The organism is uncultured Treponema sp., assembly GCF_945873775.1.
GTDB lineage: Bacteria > Spirochaetota > Spirochaetia > Treponematales > Treponemataceae > Treponema_D.
On the sequence record NZ_CAMCEC010000006.1, the window covers coordinates 1 to 21926 of the forward strand.

The 21926-nt window shown below is 42.1% G+C and carries 21 protein-coding genes; 6 read left to right on the forward strand and 15 right to left on the reverse strand.

Features of this window, described 5'->3' with window-relative positions:
• Positions 1–261: 261 nt before the first annotated feature.
• From Q0N70_RS04310 to Q0N70_RS04340, 7 genes are all read right to left on the reverse strand, one after another.
• Complete coding sequence (locus Q0N70_RS04310) at positions 262–771, reverse strand: hypothetical protein (RefSeq protein ID WP_294014210.1); 510 nt, start codon at positions 769–771, stop codon at positions 262–264.
• Positions 755–5458, reverse strand: a complete 4704-nt coding sequence (locus tag Q0N70_RS04315) for a toxin TcdB middle/N-terminal domain-containing protein (protein WP_294014211.1) — start codon at positions 5456–5458, stop codon at positions 755–757. Before Q0N70_RS04315 ends, Q0N70_RS04310 begins: the two co-directional genes overlap by 17 nt.
• A gap of 1257 nt (positions 5459–6715) precedes the next feature.
• Complete coding sequence (locus tag Q0N70_RS04320; protein WP_294014213.1) at positions 6716–7141, reverse strand: Imm26 family immunity protein; 426 nt, start codon at positions 7139–7141, stop codon at positions 6716–6718.
• Positions 7142–7732 (reverse strand): hypothetical protein, encoded by a 591-nt coding sequence (locus tag Q0N70_RS04325; RefSeq protein WP_294014215.1) that lies wholly within the window; start codon positions 7730–7732, stop codon positions 7142–7144. It lies immediately after the preceding gene.
• 203 nt (positions 7733–7935) lie between these two features.
• Positions 7936–8580 (reverse strand): hypothetical protein, encoded by a 645-nt coding sequence (locus Q0N70_RS04330; protein WP_294014217.1) that lies wholly within the window; start codon positions 8578–8580, stop codon positions 7936–7938.
• A gap of 9 nt (positions 8581–8589) precedes the next feature.
• Positions 8590–9258, reverse strand: a complete 669-nt coding sequence (locus tag Q0N70_RS04335; RefSeq protein WP_294014219.1) for a hypothetical protein — start codon at positions 9256–9258, stop codon at positions 8590–8592.
• A 51-nt stretch (positions 9259–9309) separates the two neighbouring features.
• Positions 9310–9924: an RHS repeat-associated core domain-containing protein gene (locus Q0N70_RS04340; protein ID WP_294014221.1), complete on the reverse strand. Its 615-nt coding sequence runs from the start codon at positions 9922–9924 to the stop codon at positions 9310–9312.
• 134 nt (positions 9925–10058) lie between these two features.
• On the opposite strand from Q0N70_RS04340, the gene Q0N70_RS04345 reads away from it, so the two are divergent.
• From Q0N70_RS04345 to csrA, 6 genes are all read left to right on the forward strand, one after another.
• Positions 10059–10619 (forward strand): rod-binding protein, encoded by a 561-nt coding sequence (locus Q0N70_RS04345; RefSeq protein ID WP_294014222.1) that lies wholly within the window; start codon positions 10059–10061, stop codon positions 10617–10619.
• A gap of 223 nt (positions 10620–10842) precedes the next feature.
• Positions 10843–11286 carry a hypothetical protein gene (locus Q0N70_RS04350; protein ID WP_013701588.1) on the forward strand — a complete coding sequence of 148 codons (444 nt, stop codon included), beginning with the start codon at positions 10843–10845 and terminating at the stop codon, positions 11284–11286.
• A gap of 15 nt (positions 11287–11301) precedes the next feature.
• Positions 11302–13173, forward strand: a complete 1872-nt coding sequence (gene flgK / locus Q0N70_RS04355; protein WP_294014227.1) for a flagellar hook-associated protein FlgK — start codon at positions 11302–11304, stop codon at positions 13171–13173.
• Positions 13174–13197: 24 nt separating this feature from the next.
• Positions 13198–14445, forward strand: a complete 1248-nt coding sequence (locus Q0N70_RS04360) for a flagellar hook-associated protein 3 (protein ID WP_294014229.1) — start codon at positions 13198–13200, stop codon at positions 14443–14445.
• A 36-nt stretch (positions 14446–14481) separates the two neighbouring features.
• Positions 14482–14925 (forward strand): flagellar assembly protein FliW, encoded by a 444-nt coding sequence (gene fliW, locus Q0N70_RS04365; protein ID WP_294014231.1) that lies wholly within the window; start codon positions 14482–14484, stop codon positions 14923–14925.
• Positions 14925–15143, forward strand: a complete 219-nt coding sequence (csrA, locus tag Q0N70_RS04370) for a carbon storage regulator CsrA (protein ID WP_013701584.1) — start codon at positions 14925–14927, stop codon at positions 15141–15143. The genes fliW and csrA overlap by 1 nt, the downstream gene beginning before the upstream one ends.
• Before the next feature lie 18 nt (positions 15144–15161).
• Here the strand turns inward: csrA and tsaB are convergent, their stop codons facing one another.
• From tsaB to Q0N70_RS04410, 8 genes are all read right to left on the reverse strand, one after another.
• Positions 15162–15845: a tRNA (adenosine(37)-N6)-threonylcarbamoyltransferase complex dimerization subunit type 1 TsaB gene (gene tsaB / locus Q0N70_RS04375; RefSeq protein ID WP_294014234.1), complete on the reverse strand. Its 684-nt coding sequence runs from the start codon at positions 15843–15845 to the stop codon at positions 15162–15164.
• Position 15846: 1 nt separating this feature from the next.
• Complete coding sequence (gene tsaE, locus Q0N70_RS04380; RefSeq protein ID WP_294014236.1) at positions 15847–16293, reverse strand: tRNA (adenosine(37)-N6)-threonylcarbamoyltransferase complex ATPase subunit type 1 TsaE; 447 nt, start codon at positions 16291–16293, stop codon at positions 15847–15849.
• Between the two features lie 16 nt (positions 16294–16309).
• Positions 16310–16579 (reverse strand): hypothetical protein, encoded by a 270-nt coding sequence (locus Q0N70_RS04385; RefSeq protein WP_294014238.1) that lies wholly within the window; start codon positions 16577–16579, stop codon positions 16310–16312.
• Between the two features lie 20 nt (positions 16580–16599).
• The gene (locus Q0N70_RS04390; RefSeq protein ID WP_294014240.1) at positions 16600–17676 is read right to left on the reverse strand and encodes a PilZ domain-containing protein; all 1077 of its coding nucleotides are present in this window, start codon (positions 17674–17676) and stop codon (positions 16600–16602) included.
• 5 nt (positions 17677–17681) lie between these two features.
• Entirely contained in the window at positions 17682–18281 is a 600-nt protein-coding gene (locus tag Q0N70_RS04395; protein ID WP_294014242.1) for a hypothetical protein, read from the reverse strand.
• Positions 18282–18290: 9 nt separating this feature from the next.
• Positions 18291–20375, reverse strand: a complete 2085-nt coding sequence (gene fliD, locus Q0N70_RS04400) for a flagellar filament capping protein FliD (RefSeq protein WP_294014244.1) — start codon at positions 20373–20375, stop codon at positions 18291–18293.
• Positions 20375–20752, reverse strand: coding sequence for a flagellar protein FlaG (locus Q0N70_RS04405; RefSeq protein WP_294014246.1), 378 nt, complete (start codon positions 20750–20752; stop codon positions 20375–20377). Before Q0N70_RS04405 ends, fliD begins: the two co-directional genes overlap by 1 nt.
• Positions 20753–20896: 144 nt before the next feature.
• The gene (locus Q0N70_RS04410; RefSeq protein WP_294014248.1) at positions 20897–21751 is read right to left on the reverse strand and encodes a flagellin; all 855 of its coding nucleotides are present in this window, start codon (positions 21749–21751) and stop codon (positions 20897–20899) included.
• Positions 21752–21926 lie beyond the last annotated feature (175 nt).

Consider the following 21926-nt stretch of genomic DNA (forward strand, 5'->3'; position numbering starts at 1 on the left):
CTAGCCTTATAGGCTAAGTGCAAACCACCCGTTTGACGGGTGGTTTGTGATTTTTGCGCGCATGACGATGCCAGGAGCATGGCGGCCAGCAGGAGTAGCAGCGCTCTCATTCTGCATAAATCTCAAAATCTTGGTTCGATAAATCGGAATTGAACTTATGAGAACCTTTTGAAATATTAATTTTTTCTCTACAAAGTTGTATTTGTGGGAGATACTATCACTGCATTAAGGTGCGAAAAGTATTTAGTGTAGAGATTTTTATTAAGTTCGGGTTACTAAATATTTTTTTTCATTTCTTTTTAATCTTTCCGAATATTTTATTCCGTTAATTTCAAAATTAAGAATTATATATTCCGTCTTATAGGTTTGTAAAACATTTGGGGTAAAATCTGAATTTTCTATTTGATACGAATATATCTCATAATTACAATTCTTTTCAGAATGAAGAACACCATTTGATGATAATAAAACATTTTCCGCTTTATAAAGCTCTGTTTCTTTATCATCAATAATTGTAATATTTTGTAAAAAGATTTCAGAGAAATCATTTTCTTTAGAAAATTTCCTAAATATTAGCTGAACCCATACAGCAGTTGTTACACGCGTATAATAAAAAGTATCGGGATATTCATCAATTAAAATTGAGTTAGACTTAAACTGTTCAAAGCTTTCACTTTCAAAGTTTACGATAGAAGCTGTTTTACATGAAAATATAGAAAATATAACATATCCTAATAGAAAAAGTAGAATTAATTTACTGATTTCTTTCATTTTTACACCCTGTAATATAATATGGTAACATATCTGCAAATAGATGTCCTGCACCTTTTGTTGCAAATTTCAAACTTTCAGATATGCACCTTCCCATTCCTCTAAAATCTGTTATTCCATTTGGCAGTGTCGGAGGCGAAGCCGGATTACAATAATTATAAGTTCCTTTATATCTTGGATCAGTTACTAGTTGATAACTTTCGTCAGGTGAATCATCCTTTGAAAATACAGCCTCTCTACCATCATTACAAACAAATTTTAATTCTGGTTCTCCAATGCCATTTTGATGATAAACAGACATGCTATTTGGTAATAAAGTCCAGTCTCCTCCATTTTCAGCAGAATCTTGTATTTCAGAATAACTTTCAGTTATCTTATTCTTAAGATCTCGTCCTTCAAAGTGAAAATAAGTAATTGCTTTAAATCCATCTGAAATTGAGTTCACAACTGTATCTTTTGCTGTATTAACAACATTAACAGTTTTCTCCCATACGTTTTTTGTTGCAACTCCAATATCATCAAATATATTTCTTCCATCTGGATCAGTGTACTTGACCGGATTATTTCCTGCGTAATGATACAACTGCAAATTCACTGTGTTGAACACACCGCCCATTCCCGGCAGGCTGCCCGCTTCGCTGGCAGTCGCCTTTCCAGTCCCCGGGATATACTCGCCCAGTGCTGGGTCAGTAGAAATCCACCTTGAATATCTCGGATCAAGATACCTAGCACCATAATAGTACAGACCGGTCTCCTCGTCAATTTCCTTGCCTGTGAACCTGTAGGGCAGGTACTCAAGCCCGGTGTTGCTTGTCTTCTCAACCCAGGTCTCGCCGTAAGGCGTGTACTCAATTCTCTGGTACTCATCTCCCTTGTAGTCTGTGATGAGAGAGGCAGAGCCGAGATGGTCAGAGTGGTAGTAGTACTGCTTGTAATACTCCTCGTTGTAGGTCGGCTCGTGTCCAGAATTTAGTTTTGTAACAATCCTAGTTTTGCCCAAGTAAATATTTTTTGCAGTCTGTCCGCCGTAGACATTGTTTCCGCTGTCTGTATGGTGCGTCCACATCTTATTAAAATATAATGTCTCGGAATTCTGCGTGTACTTATTAGAACGCTGCCCGTCCTGTCCGTAGATGTAGGCTGTGCTGTAATTATCATCAACAGAACTTACAAGCTGGTTTCTTTCATTCCAGGTGTATGTTCTCTTGTATTTTGCTCTGTTTGCTTTTCCGCTGCTGCCTTTGTCATCTTCCTTGAACAGTCCCCAGCCGTAATCTGTCGAGTAGACTCCGTCCGCTTCCTGAGTTATTTTGTGATAAACTACTTGCTCCTCTCCGTCATTGGCAAATGCTCCGTCCTGCTCGCAGACAATGTTTCCGTTTGCGTCGTACTTGTAATAGCGGCCGCCCGCGCTTATCAGGCGGTGGGCGTAATTCTCATCGTAGACATAGTTAAAAGTGTAGTTCAAGTTGTCGCCTATGGCTTTTTGCGGAGAGACTGTCTCCGAAGAAACTTTGCTTGTCATGTTGCCCAAGCCGTCTGCGTCAAATGAAAACTCCTGCATATAATTTGAAATAAATTCAGGCACTGATGACTGGTACGGATTGTATGTTGTCTCGCCGCTCACTTTTATAAGCTGGTAGAGATTGTCGTAAGAGTAGGTCTGCCTTGTTATGTAGCTTCCAGAGGCTTCATGCAGGCAGTCGTTCTCGTAGCCCAGCACGTTGCCCACGCGGTCAAAGCTGTAGGCGATGTTCTGGTATGCCTGCCCCCACTTGCCCTGCGTCTTGATTGTGTCCAGCCATCTTCTCGCCGGGTCGTAATTGTACTCGGTGGACGTTCCGTTGCCGTAGTCTATGCGCGTTCTTTGTCCGTATTCATCGTAAAGAATATTAGTTACATAGTTGAATTCATGCCCCCAGTGCTCGCCCTTTACGCTTACAACCTGTCCGCCGCGGTCGTAGCCGTAGGAGACTTTCTCGCCGTCCGGGTAGATGATGTGCTGCATTCTGCCGAGGTAGTCGCTTCTGTATTCCATTACGGCGGTCTCTGTAGGATTGCTGCCGTTCAAATGCGTTGCGAGCGTCCGGGTTTCCTTTGTTACTTCGCCGAGCCTGCCGTACTCGTACTCAAGTGAGCCGGAAGCGTCGTCAATCCGCAGGATTCTGTTGCTTGCTCCGCTGGTGTCGTTTGCGCCTCCGTAGGTGTAGACTGTGTCCTCTGTGTCGGGATAGCCGATTCTTACAAGGCGGTTCAGTCCATCGTACCCGTAGACTATCTGCTTATTGCTTTCTCTAAGGACGCTGTTATTTTCACGGACAAGGTTAGAGCACTCATCGTAGAAGAATTCCTGCCGTCCTGAGTCCTTGCTTTCAAGGGCGGTTCTCCGACCGAGCAGGTCGTACTCGGCCATGACCGCGTTTCCCTTCGCGTCAAAGGCTTTGAGCATCTCGCCCATCTCATTGTAGCGGTATGTTGCTTGCGTGAGCGGCTTTCCAGCCGCGTCCTTTTTTGAGGCTCTGACGATGTTTCCGCGGCTGTCGGTTTCCTGGACAGACACATTTCCGAGCGGGTCTGCCGTTTCTGTTATTAACCTGTTTTCTTCTATATAAAAAGCAGCCGACTGCACAGAGCCGTCCGGGAGAATTGTCTTAATCCGCCTGTCCTTCTCGTCGTACTCGTAAGCGGTGAAAAGGCTCGTCATTTTTGGCACGGACTCAAGAAGCGTCTCCATGCCTCCCTGTATGAATTCCGTCATGCCTTCCTTTGAGGCTCTGCCTTTTGCGTCGTGCTCGACCGCGCCGGACACATTCCAGCCGTCAGCTCCATTCACAAAGCCTGTCTTTGCCGTGCGGACTGCTCGCCCCATTCCGTCAACCTGCAATACAGTCTGAATAACGGAATCATCGCCAGCGTCGAAGGTTACCTTGTTGTTTGTTATAGCATGCCATAATTCATGGTGCCCAGAAGAATCATTGTTCGGTGTGCTGTATTCATAAGCTGCCGCAGGAGTTGTGCCAGTGTCGTAGCCTGTCCAGACTTTTGTGATTCTCTGCCAGCTGTCGTACTCGTATCGGATAGAGTTTCCGCTGCAGTCAGTTTCCATGGTCTTCGTCTGCGCCGGAATGTCGTAACTGATCGAGCTTTTATAAATGTCTGTATTCTTTCCATATTGAGAAATTTCAGTTACAAACATATTCTCGTCATTGTCGTAGGTGTAGGCTAGCGTTGCGCCGCGGCTGTCAGTCGCGGACTTGATGTTTCCGTAGCTGTCGTAGCTCAGCGTGTTTAGAGAATAATTGTTGTCATCATAGTATTGATGAAGTCTGTTCAGTTGTCCTTTGTCATCATATTCACCAGAACGATGCCGCAGCAATTTTCCTTTTGAATCATAAACCCGGATGTCAACAGGCAATCCAATGACATAATTAGCAACATCAGTGTTGTCGTAAATAACCTGCGCGGAGAGGGTTTCCCCATCGCCGAAGTCCTGCGTTGCTTGCGTGCAGTTTCCGAAGCCGTCGTACTCATAGCCTGTTGCCGTGTATATAAAGCTGTCCTTTCCGCTGGACTTCTCGTAAGTCCAGGACTCCTCCTTTTCTGGCAGGGCGACAGGGGAAGGGCAGAGGGATGTCCTGCATTCCGACAGCAGGGAGCCGTCCTTTGCGTAGAAGGCGGTTCTTTCAATGCAGCCCTTGGCGTAGTACTCGCAGTTGTTGTATTCATCGATTTGAACCGTGTCGTCTGCAAAAGCTGTCCTCACAGTCCTGAATCCGTAGAAGTCCCTTCTCTGCCTGTCGTAGTAGCCGTCTTCATACTCAAAGACTGTCGCAACAGAATGCTCCCCGTGGCTTATGGCCGGGAGTGCCTCGCCGCAGCCGTCATCCATGGTGACTCCGCTCATCACGTATTTGAAATTCGGGTTGTCTGCCGTGCCGTATTTCTCGGCGTACTCAAGGCGTACATTCCCGCCCTGGGGCAGGCCGATTCTTTCAAGCAGCCCGCAGCGTCCGCTTATGTTCCTCTTCCAGTATGTTCCGAAGCCGGGAATCCGAAGGACATGGTCTGGAAGCCCGTCGCCGTTTATGTCCGCCATCATTTTCCCGGCGCTTGACGTCGTGGAGCTATAGGTTATTCCGGCGGTCCCGCTCGCGCCTGTCCTGAGGCTCTTCGCGGCCTGCAGGTCCGCCGAGCCCGCCACGGCTCCGAGTCCTGCGCTGAAATTCATTCCGATGGACTGCGACCTGCTCTCCGAGATGTTTCCGACTGCGAAGCCTGCATAGTCCGTAGAAAACTCCGAGCCGTTGCCCAGCGCGTAGAAATTCCCGTTGCAGTAGTCCGGGATTCCGTCGCCGTTTATGTCCGCGAGCCCGTGCGTCTGCAGGCTGGAGCTTTCGGAGTATGTGAGCCCGCCCGACGCATTCGGGGACGCCTGCGGCTCCACGACAACATATTTTATGTTTCCGTATGAGGTCGTTCTGGGGACCTGCCTCACAGAGCCCTGCGCCGAGACCGAGCCGCCGTACACCTTTGACGTAGTCTCGTTTTTTGACAGGAACGGAATTCCTGGCACAGTCCGCTCCTTGCTGAAGCCTATCTCGCCGGACTCATTCAGCCTTGCCCCCTCAATAATCCTGAGAGCTCCGCCGACAGCCTGGACAATGTCTGGAATGCCGTCCGCGTTCACATCCTGGAGGATCTGGCTTGCCGCCGATATGGAGCTGTTCTCCCCAACAGAGGCGCTTCCGCCGGGAAGGCTGACGGCCAGATTATAGGAGTCCTTTGCGGAGCTGCTGCTTGAGGCCCTTGAGAGGTCCGCGCCGACAGGCCCTATGCCGAATTTCGCGGACGGCGTCTTGTCAGTGGCCTCTGTATACGACTTCCTTATCGCCGGCATTGAAAGCAGGGAGCTTCCTGCCGGCTGCGCCGCTGTGCTTTCAGAGTTATCAGTTAGTCCCTCGATCTTATAATAGGAGACGCCTCCCGCCCTGTCCGCGTGGATTATGTTTCCAAAGACAAAGGGCATGTAGTAGCTTGTGGAAAGCTCCCTTCCCGCGGATGTCTTCCTCGCCTCCGAGTACATGGCGACAGTTCCCATGAGGGATTCCGGGTAGTCCACACTGTAGGGGACTGAGGCGTTCCTGAATCCGCTGGCGTTTCTTGCAAGTTCACATTCATCCTGCCTCTGGGGCAGGTAGAAATGCACGCTGTCCGCCGCCTTCTGCTCTTTCTGCTTGCCGGAAATTTCTGCCGGAACGGAATTTTTCCTGGAGCTGAAGTCCTCCTCCGAGCTTATGCCCTCCGCGGAGCTTTCATGCTCCCTGAGCCTTTTCCCCGAGAAGGGTGCATCATCCAGGCTTCCCTTCCAGATTCCGTAGAACCAGCCGTCCTTGCCTCCGTACAGGAACTCGTCGCTCTGAATCTTTATCTCCTCGGCTGCCGTGCCGGTCAAGCCGTCCTGCGTTATGGTCTTGTTGTATGAGTAGACAGCTTTCCCGCGGTTCATGTTTTCGGCCGAGTAGTCGCTTCCGGAATTCCATCTCGTCTTGGGGAGCGTGAATTCCTCCCTGCTGAGATTAAGCCCGTTGCTTGCAGCAAGCAGCGAGTAGGAGCTGTTGCTTATGCTGTATAGATGCTCAATATTGAACTCCTGCGAGACCCGCATTGACGAGAATTTTCCGAAGCCGAATTTCCTGCACTCCGACAAAAGCAGGCTGTCGAGCTTTAAGTATTCCGCGTATTTTTCATTAAAAACACTCTCTAGTTTTGCAGAGAACTCTGCCGGGTTTTTCTTTTTAAGGCCGGGATCAGCCTCAAGGATTTCCGCCTCAATGCCGGCAGTCCATTCAGAGCGGGCGGCCTGCTCGTCCTTGGGCGCCTTCCACTCGTCCTTGAGGACGTAGCCTCCGTCTGAGGCGGCATAGAACGGGTATTTCTCATTGTACTATTTACAAATTTCTGTCCATCTTTCGTTCCCCATGATTCTATCTATTATATGATTTGAATCCCATACAGCACACCTTTCTAAACCAATGCACTCAGCTTTTGAAGCTTTTCTAATCAATCCTTTATAATAGATTTCGTAATTTGCTGGATTCAGTTGGTCTTGAATATACATAGGTGGTCCCCAGGCTTCTTCTTCAGATTCAAATGGATAGTTACAAACTTTAGGCCAAATCCCACTAGTTAAAACATCATTGTATACTCCTACGAAAAAATCTATTTCTGAAAAATCAGGCTTTTTTATTATTTTATTTGATATAAACTTTGAAATTCCAATGCAAGGATCTTTATATTGTCTGCCATAAGCATATTTTCCATCAGGAAGAGGAATCGCATATACATTTCCAAGTTTTCGAATTTGTTTCATTTAATTAAACTCCTTATTACAAGAATTCATATATATATCATATTTTGGGTTGTTTGGACTTATCCCATTAATACTATTCCCAGAAGTGCCTCCCATACTCTTAGCACCGCCATTCATGTCAATTAGCTGTTGCTCTCGTCCACGTATTGCCTGATAATTGCTTGAAGATTTATCAAGTTTTGCAGGACCAAATCCTTTTTCATTCATGTGATGATTCGAATCCCTTTTTGCGATATTTGAAAATGGATCACCTTTTCCACTTGTTCTTCCAGAATAAACTTCTCCTGTTACAGGATTTGTTTTGGTATATGTTTGGTATGTCTTTTGTGAAGATTTTGCAGAACTTGCCGCATTGCTTAGTTTAGTTCCTGCAGAAACTGCTTTAGAAATTTGTCCAACACCACTTGCTGCTTGTACAGCTCCTATGCCAGCTTCAAGATAATCACTATTTTCTAATCCATCTTGAATTGACAATGCACCACCAGCAATATTTGCAGCGGCTCCGGTTATTCTGGCTGCATTTATTGCTACTCCAGCACCTCCTGGTATGCCTGGCAAAACAACAGCTGCTGTGTCTGCTACAATTCCCAAACTGTCAATTACAGCACCTTTTACATCTGCAACAAGAGATGCAACACCTGCCAGCAGAGATGCGACATCCCATGCTGTTTCAATAATCTTGCCATCTGGGTCTTTATAGTGTAGACTGTGTCCTCTGTGTCGGGGTAGCCGATTCTTACAAGGCGGTTCAGCCCATCACCTTTGGTGATAGATGACTTAAACTATTATTATATTCAATAAGCTCCAGGAAAGAAAAACATAAACCAATTTGGTGGATAAGAATCACCTTCTACACATTCACAAACAAAATTTAATTCTTGAAAATATTCATTATTATCTAAAAGATAATGAATAATTATTTTTACAGAAATTTTATCTCCAAGGTTCATTCTCCGTTTCGAGAATATTTTTTTAAAGTTTACTTTGCATATTTTAAAATTTTCAAATCCTCCATAAACATTATATTGGTATATTAAATTTTCCATACTAGATGATTCCTTATTAATAATTCTAAAGGAGTTTGGATTATCATCTTTTAATTCATATAAAATATTTCGTTTTATTTTTATCTCATTGTCTTCATACAAAATCTTAAAATCTAATAATCTAAAAGCTTTTAATTCTTTCTTAGACCAGATAGCAAAATTTATTTCATCACTATCTTGGTTAATTACATTAATTTGATGCATATAAATAAAAGGATTTCCTTTATCTAACTCCTCTTTAATAGCTTTATTTAATTCAGTAGATTTTATTCCTTCTAAATGGAAGATCTTCTCAGATCCGGAAACTTTCCAAAAATAGTCGACAATTAATGAAATAATAACTGTTAAGACTAAATATGGAAGTATGATAAAAAATTTTTCCTTCATTGCCATAATAATACCCTATTTTGAATTCCAACCATAATTTGAACCAACTCTTAACCGCCAATACCATGGCTGTATTTTATTTTGCCTGAAGAAAGGTTTCATATCGTAACGACCATGTGCAGAAGCCGGATACCAATTTGGTTTACCATAATTGAAAGTTCCTTTGTCTATAGTGTCTTTTATATAATTTTCTTTTGCATCAAAAACAGCTTCACGACCATCTTCATTAACATACTTTCTATTTCTTCCACCATTTTTTTCGTTCTGGTGTTCACTATCAGCAGGCCAATTTAAAGTCTTCCAGCCATTTTCATTCATATCATCCGTTGTATAATCAGAGCCATCTTCTTTTATATTTAAGAAATCTCTAAGATCTTCGTTCATAAACCTTTCATCTCCATCTCTAGAGTTGAAAAGATTTTCAAGCTTCATAGAGTTTTTTAATTGAGTTCTCATGTGAGATGATTTTGCTCCAGCGGAAGATGTTCCATATTCAACACTAGAAACTTCATTTTTCAAAAATGCAAGCTGCTCTGATGTATTCATTTTTTTGAAATCATTAATTTCTTGTTTCGTATAACCATTTTCTTCATCATATAAACCTGTAGGATCTATATACCTTACAGGATTATTTCCTGCGTAGTGATAAAGGTTAAGGTTTACAGAATTGTATGCACCTCCCATTCCAGCCTTTGAGCCGGACATATATTCTGAAAGTGCCGGGTCAGTGCTTATTCAGCGGCTGTACCTCGGGTCAAGATACCTAGCTCCATAATAGTATAAGCCTGTCTCCTCGTCAATTTCCTTGCCTGTGAAACGATACGGCAAATACTCAAGCCCTGTATTCTGTGTCTTCTCAACCCAGGTCTCGCCGTAAGGCGTGTACTCAATTCTTTGATATTCGTCGCCCTTGTAGTCTGTAATGAGAGAGGCAGAGCCGAGATGGTCAGAGTGATAAAAATACTGTTTATAATATTCCTCCTGATAAGTCGGGTTTGTGCCTGAATTTAATTTCGTTACAATTCGTGTGTCCCCAAGATAGATATTCTTTGAAGACTGACCACCGTATATGTTATTACCGCTATCAGTGTGCAAGGTCCACATCTTATTAAAATATAATGTCTCAGAATTCTGCGTGTATTTATTAGAACGCTGTCCGTCCTGTCCGTAGACGTATGCGGTATTGTAGTTTGCATCAACGCTTGAAACTAATTGGTTGCGCTCGTTCCAAGTGTAGGTTCTCTTGTACTTAGTTCTGTTTGCTTTTCCGCCGCTGCCTTTCTTATCTTCCTTTTCTTTGCTGGAAAGGGATAAGTCCTGTTCTGCCTTACTATGTTTTCTATGGCTCATGGAGAGTATGCGGCTATTATGAATATTGCGAAGAAACATGGAGATACTATGATTGGACTAAAGCCAGCAGCTGTCTATAAAAATCTTGTAAAATCCTGAATACAAAATGCCGAAAATAAAAATAAGGTGGAATCATGGCGGTAAACGGAATTTCTGGAACTGGAATAACAGGCACTTTGTCTAATGGAAGCAATGCAATTGACTCTACTGTTCTTCAGAATGAGGCAAAAAAATTTTCTTCGCTCGTAAAGGAAATGCAGAATAAAACTGCCTTGGGAATTTCTGAAGGAGCATCGTTATCTGGTGTCTCTTCAAGCCAGATTGCCAAAAATCATCGCCTGAACGGAGATTACACTCAGGGATTCTACGGAGCGTTTACCTCTGATTCTGACAAGTCAGCACGGCCGCAAGGATTCGCCGCAAATTCAAAAACTTCAAGTGGAAAAACTCCCGTAATTGACAAAACTTCCGAGCTTTATGCGCAGTCCATGGAAATGGAAAATTACATGGTAAAAATGATGCTTTCGTCAATGCGCAATACAATTCAAAAAACAAGTCTCGCTGGAAAAGACAACGAGTATGCCCGCAAAATGTACGACGACATGATGTATGACAATATGGCGGAATCGATTACCAAGAACGCTTCTTTGGGACTTGCGGATCAGATTTACATTGAGCTTTCCGGCCAAAGATAATTTTCTTTCTGAATCTTGTCATTCCTGAGCTACGGCACAGGAGTCTGCTGAAAACTTTCAACGGATTATCGGGTCAAGCCCGATAATGACTAGGAATTTCAAGAAATCCTAAAACCCGGCATTTGACCTAAAAGTCAGTATTCAGTCTTTTGAATTTTTCTCTAAACAAAATTTTTTATATTCCGAAAATCAAATAGAAACTTTCTTTTTGAAGGAAAAACTTATGGCGGAAGAAAAAGAGATTGAATTAATCAGTGTGCTTAATGAGCAGGAACGCATTCTTGATTCTATGCTTATGGAGCAGAATAAAATTCACGAGTGTGTTGTAAAGCGCAGCTGGGCAGGTCTTGAAGAATATGTTTTGAATATAAATGAGCTTGGCAGTGAATTTTCCAAAGTTGACAAGTTCCGTGAAAAAATCGCATCTGTTTCAGAGAATATTTATTTTCATCCTGAAGTAAAAGATGTTTTTCTCCGCGTAAAGACAAAGCTTTCAAGAAGCAAAGTTGAAAATGACGCTCTTGCAAAATATGTGAGCGCGACAAAGAAATTTATTTCAGAAGTCATGGATCAGTGCGCATCTCAGCAGAGAAATGAAATTTATTCTCCGAACGGCACAATGAGAAAAAATTATGCGCAGAGCATTGTTGTAAACAGAAGCATTTAAGAGGAGCGTGGAATTATGGCGAATTCTTTTGCAGGAATAGAAATTGGAAAAAGAAGCCTTATGGCTCATTCAACTCAGATTCAGACTGCCGGCCACAATATTTCAAATGCGGATACTGAAGGTTATTCTAGGCAGCGTGTGATTGTAAAATCCTTTGAGCCGATTTACCGCCCGGACTTGGAACGCGCGATGGTTCCAGGTCAGATAGGACAAGGCTGCGATGTTGAAAGCATAAACAGAATAAAAGACGAGCTTTTGGAAAGCCGCATTGTTGAGCAGAAAAATGTTGAGTCTTACTGGGAAACTCGTGACAAATATTATTCAATGATTGAATCTGTTTACAATGAGCCTAACGATGTTTCTGTAAGAACAAACATGGACAAGTTCTGGCAAGGCTGGCAGGAGCTTTCTACTTATCCTGAAAGCGATGCGGCACGTCTTGCTGTTGTTGTGCGCGGACAGACTTTGACAAATTCAATTCAGCAGCAGTACAAGAGCTTGCGTGGAATTGGAGATCAGATAAACGGCGATATTGAAGCGGTTGTAAAGCAGGTGAATGATCTTTCACGCCAGATTGCTTCTGTCAATGGTGAAATTGTAAGGAGCAAAGGTCTTGGAGACAATCCGAATGATCTTATGGATCGCCGTGATTTGCTTGTTGAAAAACTTTCATCTATCATTAATGTTACTGTTACTCAAAAAGATCCTGATGAATTTATGGTTCACACGGACGGACAGATTATTGTCCAGGGAAGCCTTGCGCGCCAGATAGAAACTGTCGGCCAGCTTGACAATAACGGCTACGGAAAACTTATGTGGTCTGATACAAAGCTTGATGCGGAGTTTCACGGCGGAACACTCGGAGCTTTGGTGGAGCTTCGAGATAAGGACATCCGCGGAGAAATTCAGTCTTTGAACACAATGGCTCTTAATTTTGCAGACTTGGTAAATGACGTTCACAGAAATGCTATTGGAAAAAACAATGTAACAGGCTTGGATTTTTTTGTTCAGCATGATTTTGTTGAAAATGTAAACGGAAACTATGACAGAAATGGCGACGGTGTAGAAGACACTTCTTATATTTTCCGCATGACAGGAACAAATGCGCTTAAGCCGCAGGAGCAGATTGGTCTTTCTGGAACAATGACAATTAACAGCGCAAACGGAAATATTGATGTCGCTTATTTTTCAACAGATACAGTTGAAGATGTTATAAACAGAATTAACGATTCCAACGGAGAGGTAAAGGCTTATCTTGACAGAAACAATTGTCTTGTTTTAAAGGCGACTTCTTCTAGCGGAATGGAAAATCCCGACTTTGTTATTCGCCACGTTGAAGATTCTGGAATGTTCCTTACGGGGTATTCTGGGATTTTACAGGGAAGCGGTGCGGACAATGCTTATGACTTTAACCGTGCGAATGCGGTTGATGTTCTTGCTGGAGCGCAGTTCGCGGTTTCTTCAGTTTTGAATCCGTCTGCATATATCGAAGTAAACGGACTTATTCAAAATGATGTTTCAAGTGTTGCAGCCGCATTTAAAAATTCCCAGGGATTCGCAGAACCTAGCGACGGAAGAGCCGCAGTGGAAATGGCTGCAATCAGAAATACAAAAATAATGATTGGAAGCCAGCGCACATTTGATGACTATTTTGCTGACACTATAACCAACGTTGGGTTAAAAGGAGAGCAGGCGCAAAATCAGCTTGCGACTCAAAATAAAATAATGGGCGATTTAAGAGATTTGCGCGACAGTATTTCTGGAGTTAACATTGATGAAGAGCTTGCTGACATAATAAAGTTTCAGCATGGATATAATGTTGCCGCAAAATTTATTTCGGTACAGGATGAACTTCTTGATACGTTGATTAATCGTCTTGGAGTTTGAGTTATTTTAAAAGCGAGGTAGAATATGCATAGAATCAGCTCACAGTTCAATAATACAGATACCCAGTATCAGCTTAGAAAACAAGAAGTGAACAAGGCAATAAAGAACCGCCAGATTGGAACTCAAAGTAGAATCGGAAGTCTTCGTGATGATCCGATTGCAGCCGGACATCTTGTGCGCTATCAGTCTTTTTTGGGACGTGTAAATCAGTTTGAAAAAAATGCCCAGACTCTTGCAGACCAGATGAATGTTAGGGAAGGCTATATAAATCAGAATCTGCAGATTATGCACCGTGTCAGAGAACTTGCTATTACCGGCGCGAACGGAACTTACACCGGCGAAGACTTAAAAAACATGGCAGTTGAAGTCAACGAGCTTTTAAAGGAATTAATTCAAAATGCGAACGCTGTAGGACCAGACGGAAATACTCTTTTTGCTGGAACAAGAACAAAAGGCGCGGCATTTGATGTTGTAATGGGAAATATTCCAGGCTCTGATGAAGCCCTTATTGAAAAAGTAAATTACAAGGGAAACAACGGAATTAATAAAATCGAAGTTGATGAAAACGCTTATCTTCAGATTGACAACAGCGGAACAAAAACATTCTGGGCAGAGCCTCAGCATCTTATAGGTCAAAGAGATTTGACTTCTTGGCAGGCATTGGAAGATTCTGTTATAAGCATTGACGGCGCGGACATTGCTATAAAATCCGGCGACAATGTTTATGCTGTTGCCGCAAAAATAAACAACTCTGGAATTGCTGTAAAGGCTTCGATAGATCCTGTTTCACAGGGACTGTCGCTTTCTACTACAGATTCTCATCAGGTTTGGATGGAAGATAAAATAGGCAGTGCTTTGGCAGACATGGGAATGATTGAGGATTCAAGTCAGTTTCCGCCTTACAATGTGAACACTTCTGCTGTAAAAGTTTCCGGCGGATCTTTGTTTGACGCTGTTATTGCTCTTCGCGATTCTATGCTCAAGGGAGACCAGGAGTCAATTGGAAGCCGCGTGATTGGAACTCTTGATTACGGAATCAATAATCTTACAACTCGCCTTGCAAAATCAGGAAGCGACTATGAGCGTGCAATGAATAACGTTGAGCGTTCAAAGACAAACAATGTGAATGTTACTCAGCTTGTGAGCAGGGAAGGCGATATTGATTTGACAGAAGCCATTACAGATTTAAAGATGATGGAATATGTCAATCAGGCTACAATGAGCAATGCGGGAAAAATGTATTCAAGCACACTGCTCAATTATATGCGCTAGGATTTTAGTATTTAAAAATATTCATAGGGATTTTTTATGCTGGTAGAAACAAAAACTAAAGGCTGTGTTGAAATTTCCAACGATAGGTTAATTTCTATTCCTTCCGGGCTTTTTGGCTTTGAAGAATATACAGATTTTGCTCTTGTGGACAGTGAATACGAGCCGCTTATGTGGCTTCAGTCGCTGCAGGAAAAAAATCTTGCGTTTCTTTTGATAGATCCTTTTTTAATTACAGATGACTATGAGGCTGAAATTGATGACAGCGAGCTTTTAAAAATCGGCATAAAAGATCCTGCTGATGTAATGGTTCTTACGATTGTAACTGTTCCTGATGATGGCAGCGCGGTAACTGCAAATTTTCAGGGACCGCTTATAATCAACAAAAAAAATCATCAGTGCATGCAGGCTATTCTTGACGGCTCAAAGTACACAACAAAGCACAATATTCTTGAAGCGTTAAAGCGAAAGGAGGCAAAGTAATGCTTATCCTTTCAAGAAAAATAGATCAAAAAATCCGCATCGGAGATGACATCGTAATTACGCTTATAGATGTAAAAGGCGACCAAGTGAAAATCGGCGTGGAAGCTCCTAGCAATGTAAAAGTTTACCGTCAAGAAGTTTTTGAAGCGATCCAGTCAGAAAACAAAGCGGCTGCTTCACAGATTTCAATGGAACGCCTCGGAAAACTTTTTGGCTGATTGTTTTACTAGAAAATATTAGTTTTTGTTTTTTGATTCAAGGACTATTTCAGCTTCGCTTTTTCTTACATACAGCGGACCGTCATAGTCTTTTAAAGGCTCTTTCTTTTCTGCAATCATTTTTTCTGCAATTTCAAAAAGACTTTCGCAGCAGTCGTTTTCCGGGCAAAAGCAGTGAAGGGAATACAGCGGTGTTATTTCGTTTGTCCGCTCGACAAATGTTTTTGCTCCAGGTCCGCAAACAAGAACAGAGCTTTCCGCGTCAATCTGCTTTAAGATTTCTTCAATTTCTGAATCTTCTTCGTTTCTGATTTTTTCACCGCGGATATAAAATGAATAGAAAAACTCGTCTTCTTTTGCTTCTATTACAGGAAGAACAGTTTCAATCGCTTTTCTATAAGGCCAGGCATAAGCTTCCAAAGATGGAATTCCATAAAGCGGAACATTGTTTGAAAGCGTGATTGCCTTGAGCGCGCTAAGTCCAAGCCTAAGCCCTGTAAAACTTCCAGGACCAAGCGTAACTGTCGTGTAGTCAAGGTCTTTTGCAGAAAGTCCGGCTTCTTTCATCACATAATCAATTGCGGGAAGAAGTTTTTCTGATTGCTTCATTCCAACATCAAGTGTAAGTTTTATTGTGTTGCTTTCATTTTTTGCAGCTACAGAAAGTTTTGTAACTGCGCAGTCTATTGCAAGAGCTTTCATTTTATTCCTCGTTCCAGTCGATTTTTCCGTTGTTCCAGTTCTCTATTTTTATTTGGCGGCTTCCGTCTTCCTGCGGTGTGATTTCAACCATGATAGATTTTTTTGGAAGCTCTTTTTTTACTTTTTCGCTCCATTCAATTATGCAGACTCCGTTTCCGTAGAGCATGTCTTCAACGCCCAAGTTTACAAAGTCTTCTTCGCCTTCAAGCCTGTAAACGTCCATGTGGTACAGCGGCATTTTTTCGCCTTCGTATTCGCTTATAAGACAGAATGTGGGGCTTGTTATGTTGTCTTTGACTCCAAGGGATTTTGCGATTCCTTTTGTTATTGTTGTTTTTCCTGCTGCGAGTGTTCCTGTCATTGCAAGAATGTCGCCTGGCTTTAAAAGCGCGCCGATTTTTTCTCCCAGTGAAATTGTTTCAGTTGAAGATTTTGTGTGGAAAATCATTTTTTTACCTGCTGCATTAGACTTGCGGAAGAGAGCCTTCCTGCGCCATTTTATCAATAAGAGCCTTGATTGCTTTTGTTATAGGAATAACTGGATAGTCAAGCTTAGCCGGAAGCGGATCAAGTTCAACAGTTCTTATTCCCAAAGGATTTGTTTCTACAGTGAAGCTTATTGGTATTGAAATAATTGAAGACAAAACTTCTACTTTTGCAACTGCTTTGTAATGATGAATGTAATAAATGTATCCGTCTTCTTTTTGTATTGAATTTATTTCTAAAACTTTCATATTGTAATTAAATTCCAAGCTCAAAAATAATCATAAATCGCCGCATAAATATCATTTCTTGCAGCTATATTAATATCGGTAAATTTAATGTACAGCACAAATGTTTTTTCGTCTACGGATTTTTTTGTCTTTACAATAAGACCTTGCGCCTGATGCTCAATAAGTCCCGGCAGCTTAAAATAAAGCTGAATGTACTGATTCTTTGAAATTGGAAGCCCGCATGAAATTTTGCATCCTCCTGCGGAAATATCAATGAATGTTCCCATGTACTTTTTTTGCTGAACTTCAAATTTTGTTTTTCGGCCGGCTTTAATTTCCTTTACTGCGGAAAAAAGGCATTCTATGTTTGTTCCCTGCCGCTTTGTCATTCGCTTTTGTATTACTTTGAGCGTTGAAGAATGCGTTATAAGAAGCAGCTCTTTTCCGTTTGGAATATCTTCGTAGCGCGCCGCCATTACAACGCATTGGTAAAGCATTCCTGTCGCAGAAGAAAAATTTATCATAAACCTTGAAAGAGGCTTGGGCTTGCAATTTTTTAGTTCCGCAGAAATTTCTATATAAAAACCTTCTGGCGTGTTCTTTTGAACTGTTGCGTCGTGCGGAATGCGGTTTTCATCTAAAACTCTTATTTGCTGTCCGGGTCTTAAATATTTTGTAGAAGTTATGGAATGTTTTCTGTCGTAAAGTTTTTCAAGCTTGTATCTTAACGAAAACAAAACTGAAATTTTTTCTTCGTTCCGCGGATTCTGTGCATTCATTCTTTGGAATTCGGATTTAAAAAGATTTTGCATTTCATTTTCTGAACGGTAAGAAAACTGAATGTTGCGCGCATGATGTGTTTTGCAGATGCTCCATAGCAGTTTTCTTTCTGTGCTGTCAAGATTTGCTTCGTGCGCAATTTTTCTTACATCTGAAAATTTTGTTTCCCGGTTTTTGTTTGCTTCAATCCATTTTTTTGTTTTTGTGAATGACTTGTATTTTAAATATAAAAAATACAAAACCGCAAGAACTACGGCAATAATAATAAAAAACGCGACAAAAGAATATACGAATCCGCCTGAAGCAAGACGTGCTTCAATAGGTGAGCCTGTGTCCATAAGATTTACTTTTTGAGGCCGTCCTCTATGGCCTTTGCAATAAGCTCAAGACGCGGCGCAATTTCGTATTCGCACAAGTCTCCTGAAGTTACAGTGTCTTTTGTTTCAAGCGACTGCTCAAAGTCTGCTGCAATCGGCGCAAACTCTTCAAAAAATTCTGTAACGCTTTTTCCATCTATTACAATGCTTGAATAAACTTCCGGGAACAATGCGCTTAAAGCCGCTGTATGGCAAAAGTCATCAATTGCTTCTGCAAGCTCCGCTATTACAGTGTTTGCTTCTTTGTCCTTTCCGCCTTGAAGCGCAACTGGAACTTCTGGAAGCTTTTTTGCAAGCGAAGAAAATTTGTCTTTTGATTTTCCAAGTGAATCGATTACGTCCTGCTTGCTTAAAACTGTAAGCTCGATTTTTGTATTTTCTTCAAGCGGAGTTTTTGAAGCCTCATCAAAATCGTCTGCAAGAACTTTTTTTCCGTTTAGAAAAATACCGATTGTTGTGGCTTCGCTTTTTTCAGCTTCTTTTTCAAATGACTTTAAAACTTCGCCTACAGTTTTTTCATCTTCAAGCGTAATGTCTATTTTTTCACCGTTTACAAAAAGTTCCATGATTTTCTCCTATCTGTTTCTACCGTTATTTTGATTTGAAAAATTCTGCATTGTGGACTGCTGGCTTTCAAGGCTGTTTAGAGTGCCTTCCATGTTTGCATATTTCCGTCTTAAATCAGCTTCTTTTCTGTCAAGCTGGGTCTGAAGCCGAGTGATTTTTGAATTTGAGTTTTTTATCTGCGTTTCAAGTGAATTTGTTTTTGATGAAATTATTCCTCCTGACTGAACCCAGGAAGTAAGCTGCCTGTCAATCTTGTACCCGATTCCATCATCAATAATCAAGTCTCCGTCGGAATCGTAGCCAAATAAATTTTTTATCTGATTCAAATTTGACTTTAAGCTTTCATCAAGTTTTTTTTCATCAACTTCAAGATAGCCGCGCATCTGCGAAGGACTGTAGCCTCTTGCGCCTCCGCTCGCATTTGTAGAAACTCCAATCTGCGAAAGCATTGTAACGGATGCGTCATCAGAAAACCTGTAGTTTGAAGAAACAATCTGCTGCAAAGATGACTTTCCGTTTGTAAGAGAAAAATCCCCTTGGAACATTCCAAGCCGCTCGTATGCTTTGTCCTGCTCGTCAGAAGAAAGGTAGTCAAGCTCGGAAACAATTTCAGGTTTATTAATAGAAAGAATATTCATTTCTGCAACTGCCTGATTGTATTTGCCCACAAAAGTTATAATCGCGTCCTTTGCGGATTCTGTGTCCGGCTCAATTTTTATGTTCGCGGGCTTTTCTGTTTTTTCATGGACGTGCAGGGTAACATTTGGAACTATGTCGTCAATGTCGTTTGTCGGTCGGCTGATTGTGATTCCTTCATATTTTAGCTTTGCGTCCTGCGCTGTTGAAATTGCGTTTCTTGGCTCAAATCCAAGCGATTTTTTTTCGTCAAAGCAGAGCGGGGCGGTCATTGAAATTTCTTTGCCTGTGTTTGAATTTCTTACAACAAGCGACTGAGCGTTTGGAAAGTCTGAAACGCTTACGGAAACTTTTGTTTTTCCGCTTGAATCTTTTGAAAAATATTTTGCGTCTACAGGCTTTTCGTTTCCGTCTGAATCTTTTATAAAAAACACTTGGCTGCTTGAAATTTCAACTGGCTGCGATTTTTGCTCCTGCTGTTCTTGCGCCGGCGGAAGAGTGGAATCGCTTGGGTTATTGAATACGCTGATTCCTTCATAAGTAACGCTCAAGGGAGTCGGAAGCTCAAGGCTTTCTTTTGGGAGCTGGACAGTTTCTTCTGTTATGTCTTGCACTTTTTTTTCAGTGAATGAGAATTCTATTTTTCCAGAGCTGCTTTTTCTTATTGAAGACGGAAGATCAAGCTCAAATCCGCCTCTTGGCTCTATTGTAATGTCGTTACCGCTTGCCTTTACTTTGCTTTTTGAAATTGCCGGAATCTTTTCCTGGTGGATTTCGTCTTTTGTTTCCGGCGTTTTTGCAGAAAGTGAAGAATATTTTAAAGTTGTGGTTTCAGATTTTGCAGAGGAAATCATGCCGGTTTTTTTTGCAAAGTCAAGTGCTTGTTTTTCAAATACAAGGCGGTTTTCTTCGCCTGTCTTTAAGCTTTCAATTAAAAGTGATTTTTTATTTGAGCTTACACCAATTAGGCTTGCTTTTATTGTGTCGTTTCCGCGGCGGTTCAAGGCAGTAACAAAGTCGTTGAGTTTTCCGCCTTTCCAGTTAAAGTCGATTTTTTTTTCTCCAACGGAATAAGTGTATTTTCCCGGGGCTACCTGCATATCGCTGTCTATTTCATCGCTTAAAAATCTGTCTGATGCGGCTGGCTGAAGAACTTCTATTTTAAATGAGCCGAATTCCGCTTCTCGTCCAGCATCGGCAGTTACCGCGTATTCTTCCGAAGATGAAGAAATTCTATTGCTGAATGGATTTTCAAAAGAGTAGAGGCTTTTTACGCTATCGCGCAGAGAAGACATTTTCTGGTTGACTCCACGCCAGGCATCTTGCTGTTTTTTATACGTCTCAAGATTGGACTCCTCACGCTTTAAAGGAATCCGCTCGACTTCCATTAAGGATTCAACGAGATCATTTGTTTTGTATTTGTCGCTTACGCCTGGTATGTTCAGTCCGTCTGCCATTAAATCATTTCATCAAAAAGTACACCGATGGCATGTTTCATTCTTGCCTGAATTCTCTGTATATCTTTTGACGGTATTTCCCGGATAATTTCGTTTGTTGATGCGTCTACAACAGTTACAACAACTCTGTTGAGCTCGTCATTTACATTGAAATGCAGTTTGTGGCCTGTAACAATGTCTGAAAGCCGCTGAAGCTCCTGCACTGACGCTTCCAAATCTGCCTGGCTAGCCTCAAAATTTTGAAGCACTTCCGAAGCTGAATTTGGCAAAGTTCCTTTTACAGAAACTTTTGCCTCTCCTTTTTGCGGAGAGAAAGCGCTGTAGACTTGCTGGCCATCCATTGCCATTGTCTGACCATTCATACTGATTGTATTCATGGACATTTCCTCCTGAAAAATAAAAAGAAGAGAGGGGAAGGGGGCGCACCCCTCCTCGCTCTTACGTGCTTGCTGTCTAAAAGAAGACATCCAGATTTCTCTTATTCAGAAAACACGGTTACAGCTTACGCCGTTATTCTAATACTACTGGAGCAAAGCCAATACATTCTGTGACTGGCTGTTTGCCTGAGCAAGCATTGCTGTTCCTGACTGTGCAAGAATAGAATTCTTTGTGTACTCAACCATTGCAGATGCCATGTCAGTGTCGCGGATTCCTGATTCTGCGCCCTGCATATTTTCTGCTGCAACAGCGATACCGTTAGAAGCCATTTCAAAGCGGTTCTGGTATGCGCCAAGGTCTGCTCTCTGGCGTGAAACTGATTTAAGAGCTGCGTCAATTGCTCCGATAGCCATGTTAGCTGTATCTGGAGTAGAGATGCTTATCTGTTCGTCAGTACCCTGAGTTCCCTTAAGACCAAGAGCCTGTGCTGTCATTGTTCCAATGAAAGCTGTTACTCTCTGATCCATGTTAGCGCCAACCTGGAATGTCATTACATTGTTTGTTACAGAATTCTCTGCAAAACGTCCTGTAAGAAGGTTCATTCCATTGAACTGAGCCTGTGAAGCAATGCGATCTACTTCTGCTACAAGCTGAGAAACTTCAACCTGAATCTGCATGCGGTCTTCATCGCTGTAGATTCCGTTTGCAGACTGAACTGAAAGCTCGCGGATTCTCTGAAGAATGTCTGTAGTTTCCTGCAAGTATCCTTCTGTTGCCTGAATGAAAGAAACTCCGTTCTGAATGTTTCTGTTAGCCTGATTGAGTCCGCGGATCTGGCTGCGCATCTTTTCAGATACTGCAAGTCCTGAAGCGTCGTCTCCAGCGCGGTTGATTCTTTCGCCTGAGCTGAGTTTTTCAATGTTGCCCATCAACTGGGAATTAGTAACTCCCAATGTGCGGTTTGCAAACATTGAGCTCATGTTGTGATTAATGACCATAATAATGTCCTCCATGAATCGTACATAATGCATCATGCAAAATGCCCGTCTGTAAAGGCTTTCCGCTGGTTTTTGCGCCCCCGGCGGAAGTTTTAGACCTTTTACAGCAGGAACCGTTGCTTTTATTTCCCTTGTAAAAAATTTAAGCAACCGTCTATGCTGTTACAGACAATCA